21 protein-coding genes are annotated in these 22,291 nt (G+C 57.1%); 11 read left to right on the top strand and 10 right to left on the bottom strand.

Going from position 1 to position 22,291, the window contains the following annotated elements:
• Positions 1 to 2 precede the first annotated feature (2 nt).
• Positions 3 to 1,154, top strand: a complete 1,152-nt coding sequence (tgt, locus tag RDA78_RS21690; RefSeq protein ID WP_434051856.1) for a tRNA guanosine(34) transglycosylase Tgt — start codon at positions 3 to 5, stop codon at positions 1,152 to 1,154.
• 25 nt (positions 1,155 to 1,179) lie between these two features.
• Here the strand turns inward: tgt and RDA78_RS21685 are convergent, their stop codons facing one another.
• Together RDA78_RS21685 and galU are read right to left on the bottom strand one after the other, a co-directional pair.
• The gene (locus tag RDA78_RS21685; RefSeq protein WP_434051855.1) at positions 1,180 to 1,614 is read right to left on the bottom strand and encodes a DUF4864 domain-containing protein; all 435 of its coding nucleotides are present in this window, start codon (positions 1,612 to 1,614) and stop codon (positions 1,180 to 1,182) included.
• A gap of 429 nt (positions 1,615 to 2,043) precedes the next feature.
• A complete protein-coding gene (gene galU, locus RDA78_RS21680; protein ID WP_434051854.1) occupies positions 2,044 to 2,943 on the bottom strand; it encodes a UTP--glucose-1-phosphate uridylyltransferase GalU in 900 nt (299 codons plus the stop codon).
• A 374-nt stretch (positions 2,944 to 3,317) separates the two neighbouring features.
• Here galU and kdsA point away from each other — a divergent pair, with 374 nt between their 5' ends.
• Positions 3,318 to 4,154 carry a 3-deoxy-8-phosphooctulonate synthase gene (gene kdsA, locus RDA78_RS21675; protein WP_434051853.1) on the top strand — a complete coding sequence of 279 codons (837 nt, stop codon included), beginning with the start codon at positions 3,318 to 3,320 and terminating at the stop codon, positions 4,152 to 4,154.
• A gap of 139 nt (positions 4,155 to 4,293) precedes the next feature.
• Positions 4,294 to 5,568: a phosphopyruvate hydratase gene (gene eno / locus RDA78_RS21670; protein ID WP_434051852.1), complete on the top strand. Its 1,275-nt coding sequence runs from the start codon at positions 4,294 to 4,296 to the stop codon at positions 5,566 to 5,568.
• An 86-nt stretch (positions 5,569 to 5,654) separates the two neighbouring features.
• Here eno and RDA78_RS21665 read toward each other — a convergent pair whose 3' ends face one another.
• The 4 genes from RDA78_RS21665 to RDA78_RS21650 all read right to left on the bottom strand — a co-directional run bounded on the left by RDA78_RS21665 (position 5,655) and on the right by RDA78_RS21650 (position 11,238).
• Positions 5,655 to 6,320: a DsbA family oxidoreductase gene (locus RDA78_RS21665; RefSeq protein WP_434051851.1), complete on the bottom strand. Its 666-nt coding sequence runs from the start codon at positions 6,318 to 6,320 to the stop codon at positions 5,655 to 5,657.
• A gap of 240 nt (positions 6,321 to 6,560) precedes the next feature.
• Entirely contained in the window at positions 6,561 to 7,742 is a 1,182-nt protein-coding gene (locus RDA78_RS21660) for a hypothetical protein (RefSeq protein ID WP_434051850.1), read from the bottom strand.
• Between the two features lie 115 nt (positions 7,743 to 7,857).
• Complete coding sequence (locus tag RDA78_RS21655; RefSeq protein ID WP_434051849.1) at positions 7,858 to 9,489, bottom strand: AMP-binding protein; 1,632 nt, start codon at positions 9,487 to 9,489, stop codon at positions 7,858 to 7,860.
• 24 nt (positions 9,490 to 9,513) lie between these two features.
• Entirely contained in the window at positions 9,514 to 11,238 is a 1,725-nt protein-coding gene (locus RDA78_RS21650) for an extracellular solute-binding protein (protein ID WP_434056187.1), read from the bottom strand.
• 413 nt (positions 11,239 to 11,651) lie between these two features.
• Between RDA78_RS21650 and RDA78_RS21645 the strand changes: the two genes are divergently transcribed.
• Positions 11,652 to 12,263, top strand: a complete 612-nt coding sequence (locus RDA78_RS21645; RefSeq protein ID WP_434051848.1) for an invasion associated locus B family protein — start codon at positions 11,652 to 11,654, stop codon at positions 12,261 to 12,263.
• Between the two features lie 74 nt (positions 12,264 to 12,337).
• Here the strand turns inward: RDA78_RS21645 and hspQ are convergent, their stop codons facing one another.
• The 3 genes from hspQ to RDA78_RS21630 form a co-directional block, all read right to left on the bottom strand.
• The gene (gene hspQ / locus RDA78_RS21640) at positions 12,338 to 12,661 is read right to left on the bottom strand and encodes a heat shock protein HspQ (protein ID WP_029065428.1); all 324 of its coding nucleotides are present in this window, start codon (positions 12,659 to 12,661) and stop codon (positions 12,338 to 12,340) included.
• 102 nt (positions 12,662 to 12,763) lie between these two features.
• Positions 12,764 to 13,804, bottom strand: a complete 1,041-nt coding sequence (locus RDA78_RS21635) for an HpcH/HpaI aldolase/citrate lyase family protein (protein ID WP_434051847.1) — start codon at positions 13,802 to 13,804, stop codon at positions 12,764 to 12,766.
• Positions 13,805 to 13,894: 90 nt separating this feature from the next.
• Positions 13,895 to 14,860: a lysophospholipid acyltransferase family protein gene (locus RDA78_RS21630; RefSeq protein WP_434051846.1), complete on the bottom strand. Its 966-nt coding sequence runs from the start codon at positions 14,858 to 14,860 to the stop codon at positions 13,895 to 13,897.
• 223 nt (positions 14,861 to 15,083) lie between these two features.
• On the opposite strand from RDA78_RS21630, the gene RDA78_RS21625 reads away from it, so the two are divergent.
• The gene (locus tag RDA78_RS21625) at positions 15,084 to 16,037 is read left to right on the top strand and encodes an AEC family transporter (protein WP_434051845.1); all 954 of its coding nucleotides are present in this window, start codon (positions 15,084 to 15,086) and stop codon (positions 16,035 to 16,037) included.
• Between the two features lie 72 nt (positions 16,038 to 16,109).
• Positions 16,110 to 16,517 carry a DUF1801 domain-containing protein gene (locus RDA78_RS21620; protein ID WP_434051844.1) on the top strand — a complete coding sequence of 136 codons (408 nt, stop codon included), beginning with the start codon at positions 16,110 to 16,112 and terminating at the stop codon, positions 16,515 to 16,517.
• A gap of 33 nt (positions 16,518 to 16,550) precedes the next feature.
• Here the strand turns inward: RDA78_RS21620 and RDA78_RS21615 are convergent, their stop codons facing one another.
• A complete protein-coding gene (locus RDA78_RS21615) occupies positions 16,551 to 17,753 on the bottom strand; it encodes a UbiH/UbiF family hydroxylase (RefSeq protein WP_434051843.1) in 1,203 nt (400 codons plus the stop codon).
• 200 nt (positions 17,754 to 17,953) lie between these two features.
• Between RDA78_RS21615 and RDA78_RS21610 the strand changes: the two genes are divergently transcribed.
• The 5 genes from RDA78_RS21610 to uraH all read left to right on the top strand — a co-directional run bounded on the left by RDA78_RS21610 (position 17,954) and on the right by uraH (position 22,290).
• Positions 17,954 to 18,874 carry a DUF2182 domain-containing protein gene (locus tag RDA78_RS21610; RefSeq protein ID WP_434051842.1) on the top strand — a complete coding sequence of 307 codons (921 nt, stop codon included), beginning with the start codon at positions 17,954 to 17,956 and terminating at the stop codon, positions 18,872 to 18,874.
• 181 nt (positions 18,875 to 19,055) lie between these two features.
• Positions 19,056 to 19,772, top strand: coding sequence for a CDP-alcohol phosphatidyltransferase family protein (locus RDA78_RS21605; RefSeq protein WP_434051841.1), 717 nt, complete (start codon positions 19,056 to 19,058; stop codon positions 19,770 to 19,772).
• A gap of 122 nt (positions 19,773 to 19,894) precedes the next feature.
• Positions 19,895 to 20,872 carry a quinone oxidoreductase family protein gene (locus tag RDA78_RS21600; protein ID WP_434051840.1) on the top strand — a complete coding sequence of 326 codons (978 nt, stop codon included), beginning with the start codon at positions 19,895 to 19,897 and terminating at the stop codon, positions 20,870 to 20,872.
• A 15-nt stretch (positions 20,873 to 20,887) separates the two neighbouring features.
• Positions 20,888 to 21,847, top strand: coding sequence for a LysR family transcriptional regulator (locus RDA78_RS21595; protein ID WP_434051839.1), 960 nt, complete (start codon positions 20,888 to 20,890; stop codon positions 21,845 to 21,847).
• A 92-nt stretch (positions 21,848 to 21,939) separates the two neighbouring features.
• Positions 21,940 to 22,290, top strand: coding sequence for a hydroxyisourate hydrolase (gene uraH, locus RDA78_RS21590; RefSeq protein ID WP_434051838.1), 351 nt, complete (start codon positions 21,940 to 21,942; stop codon positions 22,288 to 22,290).
• The last annotated feature ends 1 nt before the right edge of the window (position 22,291 follow it).

The following is a 22,291-nucleotide window of genomic DNA, read 5'->3' as shown; positions in this document are numbered from 1 at the left end:
CTATGTCTGCGCCGAAGAAAACGTTCGATTTCAAATTGCTGGCGACTGACGGAGATGCGCGCCGCGGCGAGATCACGACTCCGCACGGCACCGTCCACACACCCGCCTTCATGCCGGTGGGAACGCAAGGTACGGTCAAGGCCATGTATCCGGGTCAGGTTCGCGAAACCGGCGCGGATGTGGTTCTCGGGAACACGTACCACCTGATGCTGCGCCCGACCGCAGAAAGGGTGCATGCGCTCGGCGGACTGCACACGTTTATGAATTGGCCGCATACGATCCTGACCGATAGCGGTGGCTTTCAGGTCATGTCACTCGCCCAGTTGCGCAAACTCGACGAAGAAGGCGTGCGCTTTCAGAGCCACATCGATGGTCGGAAGCACCATTTGACACCTGAGCGATCGGTCGAAATCCAGGGCCTCCTTGGATCGGATATCCAGATGCAGCTCGACGAATGCATCCGCCTTCCCAGTCCGAGGGAGGAAGTGCAGCGGGCGATGGAACTGTCGCTGCGATGGGCGGAACGCTCGCGCGCCCAGTTCGAAGCCATGCAAGGTCCGCAAAAGGGGCAGGGACTTTACGGGATTGTGCAGGGCGGCGATCAGCCGGACCTGCGCATCCGCTCGGCGGAAGAACTTGGAAAGCTGCCATTTGAGGGCTATTCGGTCGGCGGCCTGGCTGTTGGAGAGCCGCAGGACGTCATGCTTGCCATGCTGGACATCACCACGCCTGTCATGCCTGCCGACAAGCCCCGCTATCTCATGGGGGTCGGAACTCCTGACGACCTGCTGGAAAGCGTCAAACGCGGAATCGACCAGTTTGACTGTGTCATGCCTACACGAGCGGGCAGACATGGTCTGGCCTATACCAGGTATGGCAAGGTCAACCTGAAAAACGCGCGGCATCAGGACGATCCGCGCCCGCTTGACGAGGAAAGCGACTGCCCGGCGGCCAACACCTACAGCCGTGCCTATCTGCATCATCTTGTCAGGGCAGGTGAGGGTCTCGCAGGCATGTTGCTCACCTGGAACAACATTGCCTACTACCAGAACCTCATGAAAGGCATGAGAGACGCCATCGGAGAGGGACGGTTTGCCGACTTCTATGAAGACACCAAGGAAAACTGGGCGCGCGGGGACATCGCGCCCGTTTGATCCGCGACTACAAGGCTGCCAGCCGTCAGGCGGCAAACCCGTCGGACTTGGTCAGGTAACAGCCTGAGATTTTCCAGGAACCGTCTTCCTGCTGTTCGAAGCTGTAAAGAGCAAGCCAGTTCTTGCCTTTCGGGCCAACAACGTAGACCTCCTGCGTCGGGCCGAGTTTGGTCATTTTGGATTGGCCGAACGTCACACTTTGCGGTCTGTAAACAGGCTGGTATCCCTGTTTCACCATCTGCATGAAGATTTCAGGGCTCTGGAACTTCTGCTGCAAGGAGTTCGTCGCGAACGAGAAAGCCGCCTGCGCATTCCCCGCTGCAAATGCGCTCATCTGATCCTTGATGATCCCCTGAAAAGCGCTCGTATCGAGGCTTTCCTCTGCTGACGCGGAACCCGCCATCAGCACACTTGCAACACCCAAACCGGCCAAAGACCTTAAGAAACTGAAACCCGCCATGATCAATGTCTCCTTCTCTGGAACATGACCAAGTATACGGCGCAATCGGTTTCCCGGATCGAGACCACCTCAAGCTTTCCACCATGAAACAGCGGTCAAGCTGCTCAGACTACCCAGAATTCCTGCTTGTAATTCCGGTAGTTAATGAGACGCAGCAATTTCAAGCGGAAATAAACTCAATAAAAACAATGATTCATTTTGTTTTTATTGACGCGATAGACGCCCGTCGAAAATCAAGTGCGGAACAGGCGAGACATTATTCTTTCTGCAAATCATCTAATCCGGCTGCACAAAGCATGCAAAAATATCGTTAAAAATACAGATAAAGCACGACGCCGTCTAAGCGTGTGAAATCAAAAAAGAGGCCTGATCACACCGTGAAAAGGCCTCTCTGAAGGCTGACATCCGATCTCAACCGGACGCGAACCCTTACTCCGCAGCGACCTGTTGTTGCTGCTGGAGGATCTCCCTCATGAACGGTACAAGGTCTTCAGCAAGTTTCGGATCATCCATGCCGAAGGCAATGTTGGCACTCAGGAAGCCGGTCTTGTTACCGCAGTCGTAGCTTTTTCCCTCGAATTTAAGGGAGGAAAATTTCTGGTTCGACATCAGCGAAATCATGCTGTCTGTCAGCTGGATCTCACCACCAGCACCCTGACCCTGCTCGGAAAGCAGATCGAAGATTTCCGGCTGAAGGATATAGCGTCCTGTAATCATGAGATTTGATGGCGCAGTGCCCGGAGCCGGTTTCTCGACCATGTTCGAGATCTCGCTGGAGACGGAATTGATCTGTCCGGCCAGTTCCACGATGCCATACTGGTGCGTCTGATCTTCCGGGATCTCTTCAACGGCAATGATGTTGCCGCCAGTTTGGTCATAAAGGTCAACCATTTGCCGGAGACAGCTGACCTTCGACTTGATGATCACATCGGGAAGAAGGATCGCAAAAGGTTCGTCGCCGATAATGTCGCGTGCACACCAGATCGCATGACCAAGGCCAAGCGGAGCTTGCTGGCGTGTAAAACTGGTTGATCCCGGTTGCGGCCGATTTTTCTCGAGAAGGTCAAGCGCTTCCGTCTTGTTGCGGGACTTCAGGGTATCCTCGAGCTCATAGGCCATGTCGAAGTGATCTTCGATAACGTGCTTGTTGCGGCCCGTAACAAACGCAATATGCTCGATCCCGGCGGCACGCGCCTCGTCAACAACATACTGGATGATGGGCCGGTCCACGATGGTCAACATTTCCTTTGGAACGGCCTTGGTTGCGGGCAGGAACCGTGTCCCAAGCCCGGCGACCGGCAGCACTGCTTTGCGAATGGGTTTGTTCATGTGGCGGTCTCACTTTTACTGACAGACGACGTGGCGCCAATCTGTTCACGAAAGTACAAAACAGACAATAAACTCAGGGTTCTGAGTGGGTATATACGGGATGATAACGTCTGGGAATTGCATTGCGGTTAAGTTTCAGGACGATCTCAAAATAAACAGCTTCCGGTTCATTCAAATACACATAACGGAAAAATGCTACATAAATAAGTTAGGCACTCCGGCTGTTTTAATCGATTTAATCGCACAAAAGAAGTGCAGAAAACAGACTGTTGCAGCTTTTCCAAAAGAGCGCTATGCAACACGCGAAATCGATGCGGCATCGCTGTTTGCGAGTGCTGGCGCGCTATAAGCGGTGTTACGAAGCAAGGTTGAGAATGACTGAGACGAACCGGGAAGTTCAGGTCGGAAACGTTACGTTCAGCAACGAGGCGCAATTTAGTCTCATCGCCGGTCCGTGTGCGCTCGAAAGCCGCGATCACGCGTTTGAATGTGCCGCCGCCATCAAGGAGATTTCGGATCGCGTCGGCATAGCAACAGTCTACAAATCGTCCTTTGACAAGGCCAACCGGACGTCTTTGGCAGGTGGGCGCGGTATCGGCCTGAAGGATGCCTTGCCGATCTTTGCAGAGGTGAAGGAGCGCTTTGGCCTTCCGGTTGTGACCGACGTGCACTCTGCAGACCAGTGTGCTCCGGTGGCAGAGGTCGTTGACATACTCCAAATACCGGCTTTTTTGTGCCGGCAAACAGATCTGCTGATTGCAGCGGCGAAAACCGGAAAGACTGTCAACGTCAAGAAGGGGCAGTTTCTCGCCCCTTGGGACATGAAGAACGTGCTTGCAAAGGTGACCGGTTCTGGAAATCCCAATGTACTGTTGACGGAGCGGGGCGCCAGTTTCGGCTATAACACACTCGTCAGTGACATGCGCGCGTTGCCGATCATGGCCCAAACAGGAGCGCCTGTGATTTTCGACGCCACCCATTCTGTTCAGCAGCCGGGCGGACAGGGCGGGTCAACCGGTGGCGACCGGACGATGGTTCCTGTTCTGTCACGCGCCGCAGTGGCAGCTGGCGTCGCAGGCCTGTTCATTGAAACACACCCGGACCCGGACAAAGCTCCGTCGGACGGACCGAACATGGTTCCACTGAAGGACCTCGAGGCTTTGCTCCGGCAGCTGAAGGCGATTGACACCGTCGTCAAAACCAACGCTTAGGAACGGAATCGACCACGCCCGGTCAGAACGTCATTTACTGGAGCAGGTCTCCAGGCCAACAGCCGAATTCGCGGCACCAAACGCGCCGGTATGTCATCGGCGGATGCCAATAAATGTCCATGCGACAAGGAGTTATTCCATGACCGCCATTATCGATATTGTCGGACGCCAGATTTTTGACAGCCGGGGAAACCCGACGGTCGAAGTCGACGTCTTTCTGGAAGACGGGTCTTTTGGACGTGCCGCCGTGCCATCGGGCGCATCCACGGGTGCACACGAAGCCGTTGAACTGCGCGATGGCGGTGATCGCTACATGGGCAAGGGCGTTCAAAAGGCGGTCGAAGCCGTGAACGGTGAGATCTTCGAGACTGTTGGAGGTCTCGATGCCGAAGATCAGCTCCAGATCGACCAGGCCATGATCGACCTGGACGGCACCAGCAACAAGGCGCGTCTCGGCGCAAACGCAATACTTGGCGTTTCGCTGGCGGTCGCAAGGGCGGCGGCACAAGCGTCCGGACTGCCGCTTTACCGCTATGTCGGCGGCACCTCGGCAAGAACCCTGCCGGTACCGATGATGAACATCATCAATGGCGGGGCACATGCCGACAATCCGATTGACTTCCAGGAATTCATGATCATGCCGGTCGGAGCGGAAACGCTTGGCGAGGCGGTGCGCATGGGCTCGGAGATTTTCCATACGCTGAAGAAAGCGCTGAACGCGGCCGGTCACAATACCAATGTCGGCGACGAGGGCGGCTTTGCTCCGAACCTGGAATCGACCGATGCAGCAATCGGCTTTGTCATGAAAGCCATCGAGACCGCTGGCTACAAGCCCGGCGACGACGTTTTCCTGGCACTGGATGCTGCCTCCACCGAGTTTTTCAAGGATGGCAAATACGTTCTGGAAGGCGAAGGCAAGTCGCTTGCGCCTGAAGAAATGGCTCAATACCTGGGCGACCTCGTTTCCCGCTACCCGATCATTTCCGTCGAAGATGGTCTTGCCGAGGACGACTGGGATGGCTGGAAGGCGACCACGGACCTGATCGGCAACAAGTGCCAACTCGTCGGAGACGACCTGTTCGTGACCAATTCGGAGCGTCTGCGCAAGGGAATCGACCTGGGCGTTGCCAACTCCATTCTGATCAAGGTCAACCAGATCGGGACGTTGTCCGAAACACTGGATGCCGTGGAAACCGCGCACAAGGCAGCCTACACGGCAGTCATGTCGCACCGGTCCGGCGAAACGGAAGATTCAACGATTTCCGACCTGGCGGTCGCGACGAACTGCGGTCAGATCAAGACCGGGTCGCTGGCCCGCTCTGACAGGTTGGCGAAATACAACCAGTTGATCCGCATCGAAGAGGAACTCGGACCTCAGGCGATCTACGCGGGACGTTCGATCCTCAAGGGCTGATGCCGACCGCGGAGCAATCCCCTTGCAAACACAAACCCCGCCCAAAGGCGGGGTTTTTTGTTTTGCCGCAGACCTGAATTTGCCGATCAGATGGCGTCCGGGTCCGAGCGAGTTTCCTCGGCGTGCATCAGGGCAGCTGCGATCGTTTCCGCTCTTTCTGCACCGGCAAGAACGAACCGCCCGTCAATAATGAAACAGGGTACACCGGTAATCCCGGATTCCTGCGCCTTGGCAATTTGAGCTTCCGTCTTGTCGAGATCTGTTTCGGTTTCCAGAAGCTGTTCGACAAGATCGGATTCCATGCCTGCTTCATCCGAGATCCTCACGAGTGTCTCGGCTTTTGTCAGGTCCTCGCCATCAAGAAAATAGGCCTTGAAAAGCCGCTCAACAACGTCGCTCTGCACACTATCTGCGCGTGACCACAGCACAAGACGATGGCAATCCAACGTGTTGGGTGAAAGCTTGATCTCCTCAAACGCGAACGGAATACCTTCCTGCGCGCCAGCTTCCCGAATCCGGTCGTAAATCGCTGCAGCGTTCGCCGGACCGCCGAATTTGTCGTTCAGGTATTGCTGTCTGTCCTTTCCGGATTTCGGCAAAGTCGCATCAAGCTGGAAGGGGTGCCAGCGCACTTCGACGTTCAATTGGGGCACGCTTTTCAGTGCTGCCTCGAGCCGCCTCTTGCCGATAAAACACCATGGGCACATAACGTCCGAGACGACGTCGACGGTAAGCGGAGCGGTTTCGTTCATGTCTGACCCGATTTGATCTTTTGAACGAGACTAGTGATTTGCGCTCGAATTCCAAGTGTGTTTTTCGGACTAGGGTGCGGACCCATACAGGAAGCAGTTTTGCCGTCCTTCGGATTTGGCCGTTATGGCCATCTGCCACGTCGCGAATGGCTGGAAAATGAACCACATTTCCTGCGCTTTCGCTTCCCGCAATTGGTCAAAACGATCCAAACCAAATTGACTTCATTTAGGGGGCCGCACCTAGCGTACTGTATGGGTCAATATGGAGCTTATGCGTTTTTGGAGGCGGACGGTGCCTGCCTGGTTTTTGAGAACGGCAACCGGACCGAGATCCTTCACAAGGCAGACCAGATCTTCATCGCGGCTGGTCGCATCGGCTATGGAAAGCAGTGTTGTGTAGATCTCGTCGAGATCCGTATCCGGAGTTATCTCGATCCCGAAACTCTCAGGTTCGAGACGCATCTCCCAAAGGTCCAACCCCCTTGCCGCCAGAGCATCGCTGCAGGTCTTCAGGTAGTTGGCGTAGTATTCTCTTCCGAGACCGCCGTCCATGATCTGTTGACGCAGCCACATCTGGCTTTCGGCAAGAATTCTGTCAGCCAGGCGGCGCCTTTTCCCGAAACGAATGGCTGTGATCATGCGCTGCGTCAGGGTCTCTTTGCAGTTCTGCCCGATGATGACATCCGATGCGCCGTTGCGAAACAGAAGCGCGGAGTCTTCCTCGTCCTCGCATACGGCGAGTACCGGAAGGCCTGCGAACCTGGCATCTCTTCGGATCTGCCGGATGTAGTCGATCGCATCTTCAAATGCCGCATCGATGACAACGGCGTCGAACGCACGCATGGACATGTATTCGACGGCCATCTTTCCGTCAAAGGCACCGACAACTTCGACTTTTTCGTCGCTGGCATCCTGCCACTCCAGGAAGCGACCGCTCAGACCCACCACCATCAAACTGCTGCTGCCGGTATGGTGCGGTGCTGACCCGAAACCCGGAATACGCCCGAATATCTTCCGGCGAAGCTGCGCTTCTTCAGATCGCATCAATGCACGCTGATGAATGCATATGAGCATCAGCAGAACATCGTCCGGAACCACCCGATCGACGATCGCCGTGGCCTGAATGTCTTGTGGCAGGCCCTTGCCGCCGTCCGTCAGCACGTATACCGGCACGGCGCAGGGAAGGCCTTTTATGTGAGGCGACAACCAATCCAGAAACGCCTTCGGATCCTGATCGCCCAGACACTCCATATCGATCACCACCGCGGCCGGTAGCGCTGTCGGCGGAACAGAATTCCGCTCGAACATGTTCAACAGCGAAACGTCAAGATCTTCGGGCGCGTCGACATTGCTGTTTCGCTTTGGCCGCCGCCCCGCATACCAGTAAGGTCCACGCCACGATAGCGACGTTTCATAGTCCATGCACAGTCCCCACCTGGAGCATCAATGCTCGTTCATGCGCCACATGATGACCACTCTATACGGATTCGATCAACCTGCAGATGTCCGAAAGGTTGCGTTTTGATTTTGTTCGCGTTTAAGCCACTGCGGCGGGCAACCTTTGAGTCCGCATCGTAAGTTTCTCCCGGAAAATCGTTCCGTCCGGATTGCGTGGCAGCGATTGAAGGATCAGGACGCGGTGTGGAATTTTGGCCAGATCGACCCCTTCGGCGTCGAGATAGGCAAAAAACGATGCCGCATCCGGTACGTTTGCCGAGTCAGGTACAATGGCCGCGTAAAGCCTTGAGCCGAGAACGGGGTCCTCGACGGTAAACGCGGCGGCTTCTTTCGTTCCCGGATAGCTTGAGTAGATGACGTCGATCGTCTCGAGATTGCCGGTTCCGAGCGCATAGGCGCCGGGAATGCCAAACCCGGAAATGCCGTCCTCCACACGTTCAACCTTGATGTTCGTGTTCAGGAATCCCGTTCCCTCCCAGCGGACCCGTCTTTGCTCCCCGTTGATTGTCCGCCAGCCTATTTCCGGAACCATCGGCCCCTTTACGAGAAGACTTGGCAAACGTGCCTCAATCTCCTCTGTGACTTCGATTTCTAGGAGGGCTGGCCCGCTTTCGCACCCGTTCGACCCGTCATGCTTTCCCAAGGCGGTCGCCTTGACCTTTGCTGAGGGCCCCCTGGCCTTGGCAACAAGCGCAAACTCATCGGCGATGTGAACATCGACGAGGGGACGCTTTGCAACGAATGTGTTGGGATGTGGCGAAGAAATGTTCCAGGCTGCCAGGATCGTTGTTTCCGCATTCGTGAGTTTGCGGTCGAGGGTCTGCGCCAGCGGTCCGGGGGTCATGACCACATTTGCACCGACTTCGTTGGCATGCGCGGCCAGGTTGGCAAGCGATGTCGGATGATGAAGATGCAGTGTGCTGCCGGTCGCCAGAAAGGGAACCAGTCCGCCGCCCAGTCCCGTCAGGCCACTGAGCGAATAGGGAACCAGGATTGTACTGCCATCCTGAAGTTCAGCTTCGTTGATCACCATCTGCGCGGCCGAGACCCAATGGTTGTGGCACCGGCTCACCGGCACGTTTTCCTCTCCGCTCCGGCTCCAGCATATCGTCGCGGTGTGATCCGCCGGATCAGGACGCTCCTGAGGCGTGAAATCGAGTCCGTCGCCCATCTCGGCCAGCATCGGAGCGAGTTCAATCAGCCCGTCCGGGACGTCCTTGCCGAGCCCGAATACAAATCTGAGAGCAAACAGGTCACCTGCCACGTCACGTGCCGCGGTTCCCACATCGCGCGTCTCGATGCGGTCCGCAGCAATAAAGCCCTTGGCGCCAATCGAGTTCAGTGCATCAAGGACGTTTTTCTGCCGCCAGTGAAGCGGCAGGGGCGAAACGATCAGGTCCGCGCGCAGGGCTGCAAGAAAAGCGATAACGGTGTCAACGGTATTGGGCGCCTGAATACCTATGACATGGTCGGCCGACAGGCCGACCGTGTTGTAAAACGCGGCAAGCCGGTCGATTTCCCTGTCGGCTTCAGCATAGGTCAGGCCACGCGGTTCCCCACCTGTCCACGCAGCCCTGTCGGGCGCATCGACCAACGCGAGCCTGTCAGGGTGTTCTGCCGCCGTTCTGCGAAAGAGTTCATCAAGCGGCACATCGGACCAGGCTCCGCTTTCATGGTACTCCTTGGCGAGATGTTCTTGCGTGACTTTCATGTTTTCCTTCGTCCGTTGGTCCGATTATTGTGTTGCCGTTGTCCACCAGGTGTCGAATTCATGACCGTATAGAGAGTTGGTCTCGGGCGCGGAGACCTTCGTCCAGTGCGCGACCCAGTCATCGGAGACATGATAGAGCGGGACCGCATAGGCACCGGAGATCAGAACCCTGTCGAACGCACGCACGGCGTCGACAAAGTCCTCGCGGCTTCGAGCCCCCACGATTTCATCGATCAGGGCGTCTATGGCCGGTTCCTTCGCACCCACGAAGTTGAAAGACCCTTCGGTATCCGCAGCCTTGGAACTCCAGCGCCCATATTGCTCGGCTCCCGGTGACAGCGACGCGTACCAGGTGTTGAAGACCATCTCGAAGTCCCGCTTGGTGCGGCGTTCCTCGAACTGGGAAGGATCGACGCTGCGCACGTTCACGGCTATGCCCAGGAGTTCGACGGTTCTGACATAAGCGAGTGCGAGCTTTTCCTCGTCCTCGTTCTTGGCCAGTATTTCGAACGCCAGCTGCTGGCCGGTCGCCTCGCTGACCAGTTTTCTGTCTTTCAGCGCATAACCCGCATTGTTCAGCTCTGACAAGGCGGCGCGCAAAACCTGGCGGTCGCGCCCGGATCCGTCCGCATCCGCCGGTCTCCAGCTGCCATCCATGACCTCGGGGTCGACGGCATCCGGGTAGGGGGCCAGGAGCTCGCGCTCGCGATCGCTGGCGGGACGCCCGATCGAGGACAGTTCAGAATTGTCCCAGTACCCGGCAGTCCGCGAAAAGAGATCGTAGTAAAGGTTGCGGTTCACCCAGTTGAAGTCGAACAGCATGCGCAGCGCCTTGCGGACGCGTGGGTCCGCGAACTGGTCTCGCCGCGTATTGAAGGCGATGCCCTGCATGGGAGCCGGAACCCCTCTGGGAATGGACATCTGCACCACGTCACCGTCTTTCGCGGCCGGAAAATCGAACCCTGTGGCCCAACGGGCCGGGTCGCGGAACTGCAGCGCATTCACGAGGCCTTTCTTGAACGCCTCCTGCAACGTGGTCTCGTCTCTGAAATACTCGATCCGGATTTCGTCGAAATTGTCGAAGCCGGCTTTGACCGGAAGGTCTTTGGCCCAGTAGTCCGGGTTCTTTTCATAAACGACCAGCCGGCCCGGTTGGATCGTCTTGAAGGTATAGGGACCGGAACCAACCGGCGGCGTCAGCGATGACTTGTCGAAATTCTCTGCATCCGTATTCGTCTTGGAGAAGATTGGTGCGAGCGCGATCAACAGCGGCAATTCCCTGTTTTCGCCGTTTTCAAACACAAGCTTGATACGGTTCGGTGCCGTGATTTCCTTTTCTGTAATCGCGCCATACCAGTTCCGGAAGGGGGGGCGCCCCTTGTCCCGGATAATGTCGAGCGAAAACGCGATATCCTCGACAGTAACCGGCGACCCGTCCGAGAATCTCGCATCGGGATTGAGCTCGAACTCGATCCATTCGCGGCTCTCCGGCATGCGCACCCGTTGTGCAATCAGCCCGTAGAGCGAAAACGGCTCCGCGTAGGACCTCACCATGAGACTTTCCAGGATATTGTTCCCGAACTGACGCTCCCTCATGCCGCGCGCGGACGTCCATCCGCCCTGCACGATGAAGGAGTTCATGCTGTCGAACGTGCCTTGCACACCGAGACTGATCGTGCCGCCCTTTGGTGCACTCGGATTGGCGTAAGGGAAAGGTTCACCGGGTCCCAGGGCAGGGGATCCGTGCATCGAAATCGCATGGGTCCACGGTACGTCTTCATCGGAAGCTGACACCTGGTTGGCAAACAGGAGCACGGCCGCCAAAGACAGGACAAAGGCGCGCTTTGATTTGCTCAAAAGACGTTTAACGGTCCAGACGACGTCAAAAATACGCATAACCACCACCGGAGATCTCTTTGATTCTCATCCTGAAGCGTAGCATAAGCCTCCAAAAAACGCGCCTGGCGCCAGCCACAAAGACACAGATATACAGATTTGAATCGAACTGGAGCTTTGCGTTGCAAATCGGCCACCCTCTTGCCCTAATTGGGTGCCTTACCATGCAATTCACGGATCAATTGTTCGAACGGGCCTTGCGGATGCTTCCGGAATGCCTCAGAACAACGCAAAGAATTCGCATAAGCACGATTGAGGACGTTTCAATGACGAGTGTTATTAAAAGAGGATTGTTCGGATGCGCGACAGCAGCATTCGTGGCCGTGTCTTCTTTTGCAGCTGCTCCTGCAATCGCCCAGGAAGAAAAGAGCCCTTGGACGAAGGCGTGCAACACCAATCCGCAGACGCAGAAGGAAATCTGCTTCATTTCAATTGAGTTGCGCACGAACACCGGCCAGTTCCTGAGCAATATCGCGATCCAGGAAACCGAAGGCGAAGCCCGGAAGAAACTTCTCGTGGCTGTACCGACCGGTGTCCTGATCCAGCCGGGTCTGCGCATCCAGATCGACGACAGCAAGCCGGTTCAGGCCAAGTACAGCATTTGCGCCCCGAACGCCTGCTATGCCGAACTGGCGATTGACGACACCTTCATCAGCGCCATGAAGCAGGGCGGTGAAATGCGGGTATCGCCGTATAACCAGCAAGCCAAGGAAATCGTCTTCAAGATGACCCTGATCGGCTTCACAAAGGTATATGACGGCGAACCTATGGATCTCGCCGAACTGCAGAAGCGTCAGGAAGAGCTGCAGAATGAACTGCAGAAGAAAGCCGACGATGCCCGCCAGAAACTGATCGACGCCCAGAAGGCCTCCCAGTAACGGGGTTTACGCAACAGACAAAAGAAAAGGCCGGAACGATCGTTCCGGCCTTTTTTGTATTCGGGATCTGATGTTCAGTGGATCTCAACGCTTCGCGGCAGGTAAGATCCGTCTGTCTGTTCTTCGAAAATTTCTTCCACTTGCGGGTGCCGGACCGGTTCCCCGGTCATGTCGGGTTCCAGGTTCTGCTCGCTGACATAGGCGACGTATTCCGTCTCCTCGTTTTCCGCAAGAAGGTGGTAAAAGGGTTGGTCGCGAACCGGCCGCACGTCCTCGGGAATGGCGTTCCACCATTCTTCCGTGTTGCTGAATGTCGGATCGACATCGAAAATCACGCCCCTGAAAGGGTAAATCCGGTGCCGGACGACCTGACCTATTCTAAATTTTGCCGTACGCATGGTTACTCGTCCGCCTGCTGCATGCATTGCCGGGATAGCGTGTCGACCGCCGGCTTGCAAGCATTGTAATATTAAAGTCTATACAACAGGCCTTGCGATTTCCTAAAAACCATAAACCTCCGCAAGGCCGGAGTCTTTACTCGCGACGAGCTTGGCGAGATCAACAATGACCTTGGCCTGCTTCCACGTCGCATCATCCTGCATCTTACCATCAATCATGACCGCGCCGGTACCGTCGGGCATGGCCTCAAGTATTTTTCGTGCAAATTCAACTTCTTGCGGATCAGGCGAGAACACCTTTTTGGCAATTTCGATCTGCGTCGGGTGCAGCGTCCAGGCACCGAGACAACCCATCAAAAATGCGTTACGGAACTGGCTTTCGCACGCTTGCGGGTCCGAAAAGTCACCAAACGGCCCGTAAAAGGGCTTCAATCCGTTTGAAAGACAGGCGTCGACCATCTTGGCAACAGTGTAATGCCAGAGATCCTGCTGGTAGGCCGTGCGGGCAGCTGCGTCTGTCTCGTCGGAAAGGACGGCGTAATCGGGATGTCCGCCGCCGACCCGCGTGGTCTTCATGCCTCTCGAAGCGGCAAGATCGGCCGGCCCCAGGCTCATGCCATGCATGCGCGGGCTGGCAGAGGCGATCTGCTCGACGTTCTTTACGCCTTCCGCCGTCTCCAGAATAGCATGGATCAGGATCGGCTTGGAAAGGCCGCCCTTTGCCTCCAGTTGGGCAAGCAACTGGTCAAGATAGTGGATGTCCCACGCCCCCTCGACCTTGGGCAGCATGATGACGTCCAACTTGTCGCCGATGGACTGGACGATCTCGAGCACGTCATCCAGGAACCAGGGACTGTTCAGGCAGTTCACACGTGTCCAAAGGCCGGTTGATCCGAAGTCGTTGTCTCGGGCCATCTGAATGAAGCCGGAGCGCGCGTCCGATTTTGCATCCGCGGGAATGGCGTCTTCCAGATTCCCGAGGACGACATCGACCTTATCAATCAGATCCGGGACCTTCGCGCGCATCTTCTCGATATGCGGCGGAACGAAATGGATCATGCGTTCCAGGCGGACCGGTATGTCGCGATACGGGGCAGGGGCGCCTATGGCGAGTGGCTTGTAAAATGCACTGGGCGCTTTCATGAGACTGGCTTCCTCCTGCTGCTGTACCCTAGCTATAGCGTCAATGCTGCGCTGCAACCATTACCCGATAGGTGAACGCAGCGCATGTGCTCAGCCATTGAACGACTTCGCAGCGGCGGCACGATGCTGCTGCCTTTGGATGAGACTTTTCCCCGGCGGTGCCCACTTCTTGTGGATCCACATCCACTGCTCGGGATGCTCCCTGATCCAACCCTCGAAGATCTCATGCATCTGTGCGGTGGCAGACTGAATATCTGCTTGCCGGTCCTGTGTATGCGGAACGGTGATCGCCCTGCCTTCGACACGAAAGTGAACGCCTTTCTTGCGAACGACGCGGCCGAGCACAATCGGCACGTGGCACGATCGTGCAAGTGAGGCGGGCACCGTGTTGGCATATGCCATCTGCCCGAAAAACGGCACCTGAACGCCGCGCGCCTCCCTGAGGTCACCCATCATGGCAACGACGCCGCCGCCTTTGAGCGTCGCCAGTATCTTGCGCGCTGTTTGAGGTCCCTTGGACAGCAGTCCACCGCGGTAGAGGTCCTGTCGAAGGCTCCGCACGGCCTTGTCGGCCTTCGGGTTCCGCAGTGCCTGGTATACGCCGGTGATATCAACGCCGCGCCTGACGGCGGGCTGCACGCACAGTTCCCAATTGCCGCTGTGAAACGACACGAGAAGGCAAGCCTGCTCCCCTTCGAGAACAGCGTTGGTTATCTCGTCGCCGACGGCTTCAAACCGGTGATCCTGTTTCAGAAGCCTGTCGATATGAAAGGTCTCGGCTGCGACGCGGCCCAGATTGTCCCACATACCGCGCACCGTTTGCTCCCGTTCGCGTGCGCTCATCGACGGAAAGGCTCTTTCAAGGTGCTCGAGCGCGCGCTTGTGGCGCGCATTGAAAGGCGCGAACAGCCGCCAGCTTTTGCCCATCAGGTAGGAAGCCGCGTCCACGGGAATGAGCCGGAACAGAAACATCGCGGCGTTCAACACCAGGCTTTCCAGCCGGTTCTGCAACGCGAGCCGCGTCGGATGTTTCCTCTGTCTTTTTTTTCGCGACATTTCGGAGCGGTCACTTTCGGTTTTTCTGGCCCAGTCCGCACATGGGTTTTCTTCAGGTCATTTTGGCGGTATTGAGACCTTGCGGTTCCCGTTCAGACCTGTTTGGTATGCGGGGCACGACGCGCTCCGCAGGTGAAGCGTCCATATCCAAGCTCAATGACAGATGCAAGTTTCTTTCGATGCCCGCTCCGCGCCTATCGACCAGTCAGAATACAGGACCTGAATGCTGGAAGTCATAAGTCTGGCACTGCCTTTTTTTGGCTTGATCATTCTGGGTTTCGGCGCCGGGAAAATCAGGCGTTTGCCCGAATCCGGCCTCGCCTGGATGAATTTCTTCGTGATCTACCTTGCGCTTCCGGCGCTTTTTTACCGGCTGCTGTCCGAGACGCCATTCGAGCAGTTGGCAAATGTTTCCTACATAGCGGCCACGACATTCACGACGTATATCGTCTTTGCCGTGTCATTTTGCATCGGCGTGGCTGTCACGCGCGGGAGCATCGGGGAATCGACAATCCTGGGGATCGCCGGGGCGTACTCCAATATCGGCTACATGGGACCCGGACTGACCCTGGCCGTTCTGGGAGAGCAGGCCACTGTTCCCACGGCCCTGATCCTGACCTTCGACAATGCCCTGATGTTCACTCTGGCCCCCTTGCTCATGGCGCTTGCGGGCACGGAAAATGAATCGATCGCCAGTACTCTCAAGCAGATTGCCATCAAGATTTTCACGCATCCATTCATTCTGGCGACTATTGCCGGCGTAGCGGCAGCAGCCCTCGAGCTTCGTCCCCCGCAGGCGATCAACACGCTCCTGCTTTACCTCAGCAACGCGGCGGCCCCGTGCGCCCTGTTTGCGATGGGTGTCAGCATTGCGCTCAGACCGATGGGCAGGGTACCGGTGGAACTCCCTCTCATTCTCGCGGTCAAGCTGCTGCTGCATCCGGTCCTCGTCTTCCTGCTTCTGACGTGGCTCGGCGGGTTCGATCCGACCTGGATCGCAACGGCGGTGCTGATGTCCTGCCTGCCGCCGGCGACGAACGTATTCGTGATCGCTCAGCAATACGGCACCTATGTCCAGCGAGCCTCGAGTTTCGTCCTTGTCGGCACCGCCGTCTCAATCATTACGGTGACGGCATTCATCTGGGCGCTCACGACCGGATTTCTTCCGATCGGTTGACCGCCAGCCCGTGAAATCAGAAGCTTTCGCCACGACGCACCGGTTTCCAGCCCCAAGGTGATGCACGGACCAATGAACGACGAACCTCGAACCGACGATGTTTACAGCGGGTATGCCCAGCCTGTGAGGCAACGTTTATTGCATCTGCGCAGGCTGATACTGGAAACGGCTGCGCAGATTGACGCCGTTGGAGACGTTGAGGAGACGCTCAAGTGGGGGCAACCAAGCTTTCAGACGGCACGGCCCAAAACGGGAACGGCCATTCGCATCGATAAGGTCGGGCCGGAAACTGCGGATGTGGCGCTCTTCGTCCATTGCCAGACATCCCTGGTTTCCGAGTGGCGCGTGCTGTATCCGCATCTTTCCTTCGGAGGAAACAGGAGCGTTCATTTCCCCACGGGTGAGCCGCTTCCCGAGGCCGAAATATGCCAGATGGTCTCAATGGCTTTACGCTACCATCTCGACAAAGCGCGCCGGTAGGTCGCCTGCGGGCGCCGAAAGCCGATACGCGGGTCAACCAGGACGCCGAAAGCCGGAAGCCGGAGCCATGCCTTCACGCATCAGGAACCTCTTGAGCGGTGCAATCCTGTCGACAACGTAAAGCCCAAGTCCACGAGCGGCCTGCACGGGCAGGAACGGCGTTAGAAGCGATCGGTTCAATATGTCGACAACGTTGGTCCTTGTCGCGATATCACGCGTGCGCTTGTTCTCGTAGGACTGGAGGATGGCCCGGTCACCTGGATCAGTGTTCCTGAGACGGCCTCCCTCGACAACCGCGGTCAGATCGATGATGTCGCGCAAGGACAGATTGAGACCTTGCGCACCGATGGGCGGGAAGACGTGGGCTGCCTCGCCGATCAGGGCAATTCTCTCTCCCACGAGGCGGCTCGCATTCATTCCGCTCAGTGGGAAACTCTTGACCTCCGACGCCAGTTTGTAGGACCCGAGGATGGAATGCGCGCGGCGCTCAAGTTCGCGCTCCAGTTCCTCCGGCTGCATCGCACACAGACCTGCAGCGCCCTCCGACGTTTCAACGCAGACGATCGACGACATGTTGCCCGGCAGGGGGACAAGCGTAAACGGCCCGGTCTTCGTGTGAAACTCGGTCGAGATACTGTTGTGTGGCAGCCTGTGTTCGACATTGAGCACAACAGCCACCTGAGGATAGGTCCAGGTCTTTACGTCGATCCCGGCCGCGTCACGAACCATGGACTTGCGGCCATCGGCTGCAACGGCCAGCCTGGCACGAATGCTCACCCCAGATGTGGTTTTGACTTGAATATGATCCGGCGATGTTTCTATGGAGACAGCCTGTTCCGGTATCGTGGTCAACGTCTTTTCGGAGCCGCATTTTTCCTCAAGTGTCTTGTTAAGTTTGTCATTCAGTATGTTGAATCCGAACTCACTTAACTCAAGATCGGAAGAGTCGAAAACGACTTCCGGAGCCCTGATCAGTCCACCGGTGGCGTCAACCATGCGCATCTTTGCAAGCGGCGCGGTGCTCTGCGAGAGGTCGCTCCAGACGCCTATTTTCTCAAGGAAGGAAATCGACTGCTGCCAGAGCGCGGTGGTGCGGCCGTCCGGGGGATCGGAAACGGGCGCGACAAGCGTGACCGACAGGCCGAGCCGCGCCAGTCCGATCGCGGCGATTCTGCCGGACGGACCGCCACCGACGACAACGACGTCTTGAACATTTGAATGACCGGATTTTGACATGATGTTCGCCTGAAGTTCGCTCTTTGACATATCAACATGCGCTTTTGCGCACCTTATTCAACGGGGCGAAACCACGCAGGTTCGAGAACGCAGGATAATTAAACCAAAAAACGCCCCCAAAATGCGCGAGATCAATGGCCGTGTCGAAAGCTTTGCTATCTTGGTGCAATTCTTACTGATCCGTGTAACAGACTGGCCCGATGACCACAGCAGCGACTGACAAGAATGACCTGGATCGGCAACCGGAAGAAAATTCCGGCGGGCGAGGGTGGCCGTTCGTTCTTTTGGTCATTGTCGCGCTGACCATGACCGGTTGGGCCTATCTGCTGGTCATGGTTGCCGACATGGTTCCGATGATGGACATGACCCGGGCCGGACCCGGTATGGGTGTTTTCAATCACTTCAACATATTCAGCGGACTGTCCGAGGAGGCGCGCGCGGCTCTGGCGGTCATTTGCCTGCCTGAGGGCGCGACATTCGGTATGCCTTCAACCGTCATGTCGGGTCTCGATCTGTTCAAGATTTTCCTGATGTGGGCAATGATGTCGATCGCCATGATGCTGCCGACGGTGATTCCGATGGTCAGGGCCTATCAAACCTGGCTCGAAAGCAACCGCGCGCCAGCGGAAAGCACGATTGTTCCATCCGTGTCCGCGATCATGGGTTATCTGTCCATCTGGCTCGGATATGCAGCCGTTGCGACACTTGCGCAGTGGGGTCTATCCGTCGCCGGAGGCCTGAGCGACATGATGGCACCGGCCAGCCTCGCGCTGACGACATCCGTTCTCTTCTTTGCAGGTCTTTATCAGTTTACACCTGCAAAGGCAGCCTGCCTGCACCGTTGCTGGTATCCACGCTGGAATTTTTCGGCCGGCCCGGCCACACGCAATCGCGTGTCGGGATATCGCGAGGGCCTGATCCAGGGGCTGATCTGCCTCGGATGTTGCTGGGCGGTCATGACCGTCATGTTCGCGGTTGGTCTTATGAACATCATCTGGATCGCACTTTTGGGAGGCGTCATGGCGCTCGAAAAGACCTTCCCCAGCAAAGTGGTTCCAAAACTGATCGGCGCCGGACTGATTGGCTGGGCGGGACTTCTTGTCGGGCTCATCTACGCGTGACCGCGCCGGTCTGGCCGAGAGATTTGCGGCAAGGGCTGTTTTTTCGGTTCACACTGTCATACGATTGCAATATTAGTCCCCGGGCGCGGTAGGCAAAGGCAGATCGGGGATGGTGACCGGTGCCCAACATCAGCTTTTCAAAACAAACGGCATCGTGCTGCATCTAGTGTGAGGAAATCCCGTGACGGACGTAACCCCGGGCAAAGCGGCGCCCGAACCCGCATTGTTTCTGATTCACGTTCTGACAGCGTCCGGCGCACCTATCGCCCTTGTCGCGCTGCTGGCAGGTGCTCAGGGCAAGTGGGCCGAAATGTTCGCCTGGCTCGGATTGGCCTTCTTTGTCGACGGTATCGATGGGCCGCTCGCACGCAAATACAACATTGCCGAACGCCTTCCCCGGTGGTCGGGGGCCTCACTCGACTTCGTTATCGACTATGCAACCTATGTCTTTCTCCCGGCCTTCGCTCTTTCCTGGAGCCTCATGCTGTCGCAGCCGTGGAACTGGATCTGTGGCGGTCTGGTCGTCTTCACAGGCGCGCTCTACTTCGCCGACAATGGCATGAAAACGCCTGATGGATCCTTCAAGGGCTTCCCGGCAGGCTGGAACATGGTCGTTTTCGGCCTGATGGTGCTTTCGCCGTCGCAGGCCTTCACCATAGCCATTGTGATCCTGTGCTGCGCGCTCACCTTCGCACCGATCCGGTTTGTGCATCCCGTGCGTGTCCGCCGCTGGCGGATCGTCACGCTTCCGGTGACGCTCGGCTGGATGGGACTGGCCGCTTACGCGATCATCAACGACATGTCGCTGGGTGGAAGCCTCGCCGTGGTCTTCACGGTTTCGAGCCTCTATCTGTTTTCGGTCTCGGCGGTTCAGCAACTGCTGGATCGTGTTGATTAACCAACAGATTCTCCTTTTCCGCGCGTACCGATGCCGTTAGTGTGCCCGGGTCCGTTCCCCATCGGCATCGCCTGCCGCTTGACGAACGCAATTTACAAGGCTTTCAGCCCCCGGAGGTAGAAATGGTTCAGGCTATCCGTGTCCACGAAACCGGTGGTCCCGATGTCATGCGTTGGGAACACATCGATGTCGGAGAACCCGGTCCCGGCGAGGCGCGGATCAGACACACGGCGATCGGCCTGAATTTCATCGACACATACTTCAGATCCGGGCTTTATCCGGCCCCGTCCGGAACCCCGTTCTCTCCCGGAAACGAAGGGGCAGGCATTGTTCAGTCGGTCGGGGAGGGTGTAACCCATCTGAGTCCTGGCGACCGTGTTGCCTATGCGGGCCCCATCGGCTCCTATGCCCAGGAACGCATCATCTCCGCAGACAGTCTTGTCGCGGTACCGGAAGGAATCGACGACAAAACCGCCGCCGGAATGATGCTCAAGGGAATGACCGCACAATACCTGCTGCGGCAGACATTCCAGGTCGGGCCCGGCACGACGCTCCTGTTTCACGCTGCCGCAGGCGGCGTCGGACTGATCGCGGGACAATGGGCCGCTCATCTCGGGGCAACGGTTATCGGAACCGCCGGTTCGCCGGAAAAGATCGAGCTTGCGAAAGCTCACGGCTACGAGCACATGATCAACTACCGCACCGAAGATTTTGTGGAGCGGGTGAAAGAGATAACCAACGGCAAAGGCTGCGACGTTGTCTATGACTCGGTGGGCAAGGACACTTATCCGGGCTCTCTTGATTGCCTCAAGCCACTTGGGCTGTGGGCAAGTTTCGGACAGTCCTCCGGACCGATCACCGATTTCAATTTGGCGCTTCTTGCGCAAAAGGGCTCCCTTTTCGCGACCCGGCCAACCTTGTTTACCTACATTGCGACCCGCGCGGCACTTGAGAAAACAGCGGCTGAACTCTTTGACGTGGTGCAGAAGGGAATCGTGAAAATCGGCGTGAACCAGGAATACCGCTTGGCGGACGCGGTGCAGGCACACAAGGACCTTGAAGGCAGGAAGACAACAGGTACCACCGTTCTCATTCCCTAGGAGGTGACAGGCGCGATGCTTAGCGGCCGGGCCCAGGAACTCTCCCGCAATCTCTACAGCCCCGCCATGAGATACTTCATGGCGGCTGCGGAGGCCGGATCGATCCGCGCGGCTTCCAGAGAGCTGAATGTGGCGTCCTCTGCTGTCAATCGGCAGATCCTTTGGCTGGAAGATGCTTTGGGAATGCAGCTGTTTGATCGGGTCGGGCGGCGCATAAGACTGTCCCAGGCAGGGGAGCTTCTTCTTGCGCACATTCGCCGCACCTATTCCGATTTCGGAGGCACGGTGGCGGAGCTGGATGCCCTGAAGGGATTGAGACGCGGGTCCGTATCGATCGCCAGCGTTGAGAGCGTGTCCGAAAAACTGTTGCCTGCACTGATCAGCAGTTTCAGAAAACGGTACCCGGGCATCCATGTCAGCGTTTCGATCTCATCGTCGCAGGACGCTGCTGCCAAGGTGGAAGCTGCCGAAGCGGATGTCGGCTTTACCTTCGACCCGCCCGAAAACTCCGCACTTACGGTGGCCTTCGAACATGAACTGGTGATCGGCGCCCTGATGTCCCCCAGGCACCCGCTTGCAGACCAACAAGTGCTGGGTCTCCACGACTGCCTAAAGTTCCCCGTTGCCTTGCCGGCAGAAGGATTGTCCCTGCGTACCCGGCTGGATCTTGTCCGCAGCCGGATACCCGGAGCATCCCGTACCTATGTCGAGGCAAATTCTCTCCGGCTGATGCGCGCTCTTGAACGCGAGGAGGACGTTATCGGATTTCAGACGATGATCGGATGCGAGGACGATCTGGCTTCGGGATCGCTGGTCTTCAGACCTCTAAACGATGCACCGCTGCAGGCAGACAGGTTATGTGTGATAACCTCGTCCTTACGCGCACTGGCCCTTGCGCCGGGAATGTTTTTTGATCATGCAGTGTTGACCATGAAGGACAATCTTCCTTCTATTGATGCCAAAACGGCATCATGAAGGTCTCAAATGAGCGCTTTGGTTCCACGCTTTTTTAAGGCACATTTTTTGCCAAGGTTTTGTGACGTTTTGTCACGCGAGGGAGAATGTTGATGGGTCGTTTGACGACGCATGTACTCGACACGGCACTGGGAAAGCCTGCAAACGGGCTCAAGATCGATCTGTGGCAACACGGGGAAACCCCGGTTTTCATATCGTCTCACGTAACGAACGCGGACGGACGTGTCGACGGCCCGATCCTCGACGGCGACGCGTTGAAGACGGGGACATATGAGCTCACATTCCATGCGGGCGACTATCTGAGATCCACCGGGCAGGACCTGCCGGATCCGCTTTTTCTCGATATCATTCCCATTCGCTTCGGCATCGCTGAGATAGATGGCCACTATCACGTTCCGCTATTGCTCTCGCCCTTTGGCTATTCGACCTACAGGGGGAGCTGAC

It is taken from the genome of Roseibium sp. (assembly GCF_051016195.1).
Lineage (GTDB): Bacteria > Pseudomonadota > Alphaproteobacteria > Rhizobiales > Stappiaceae > Roseibium.
This window is presented reverse-complemented; position numbering and strand designations above follow the sequence as displayed.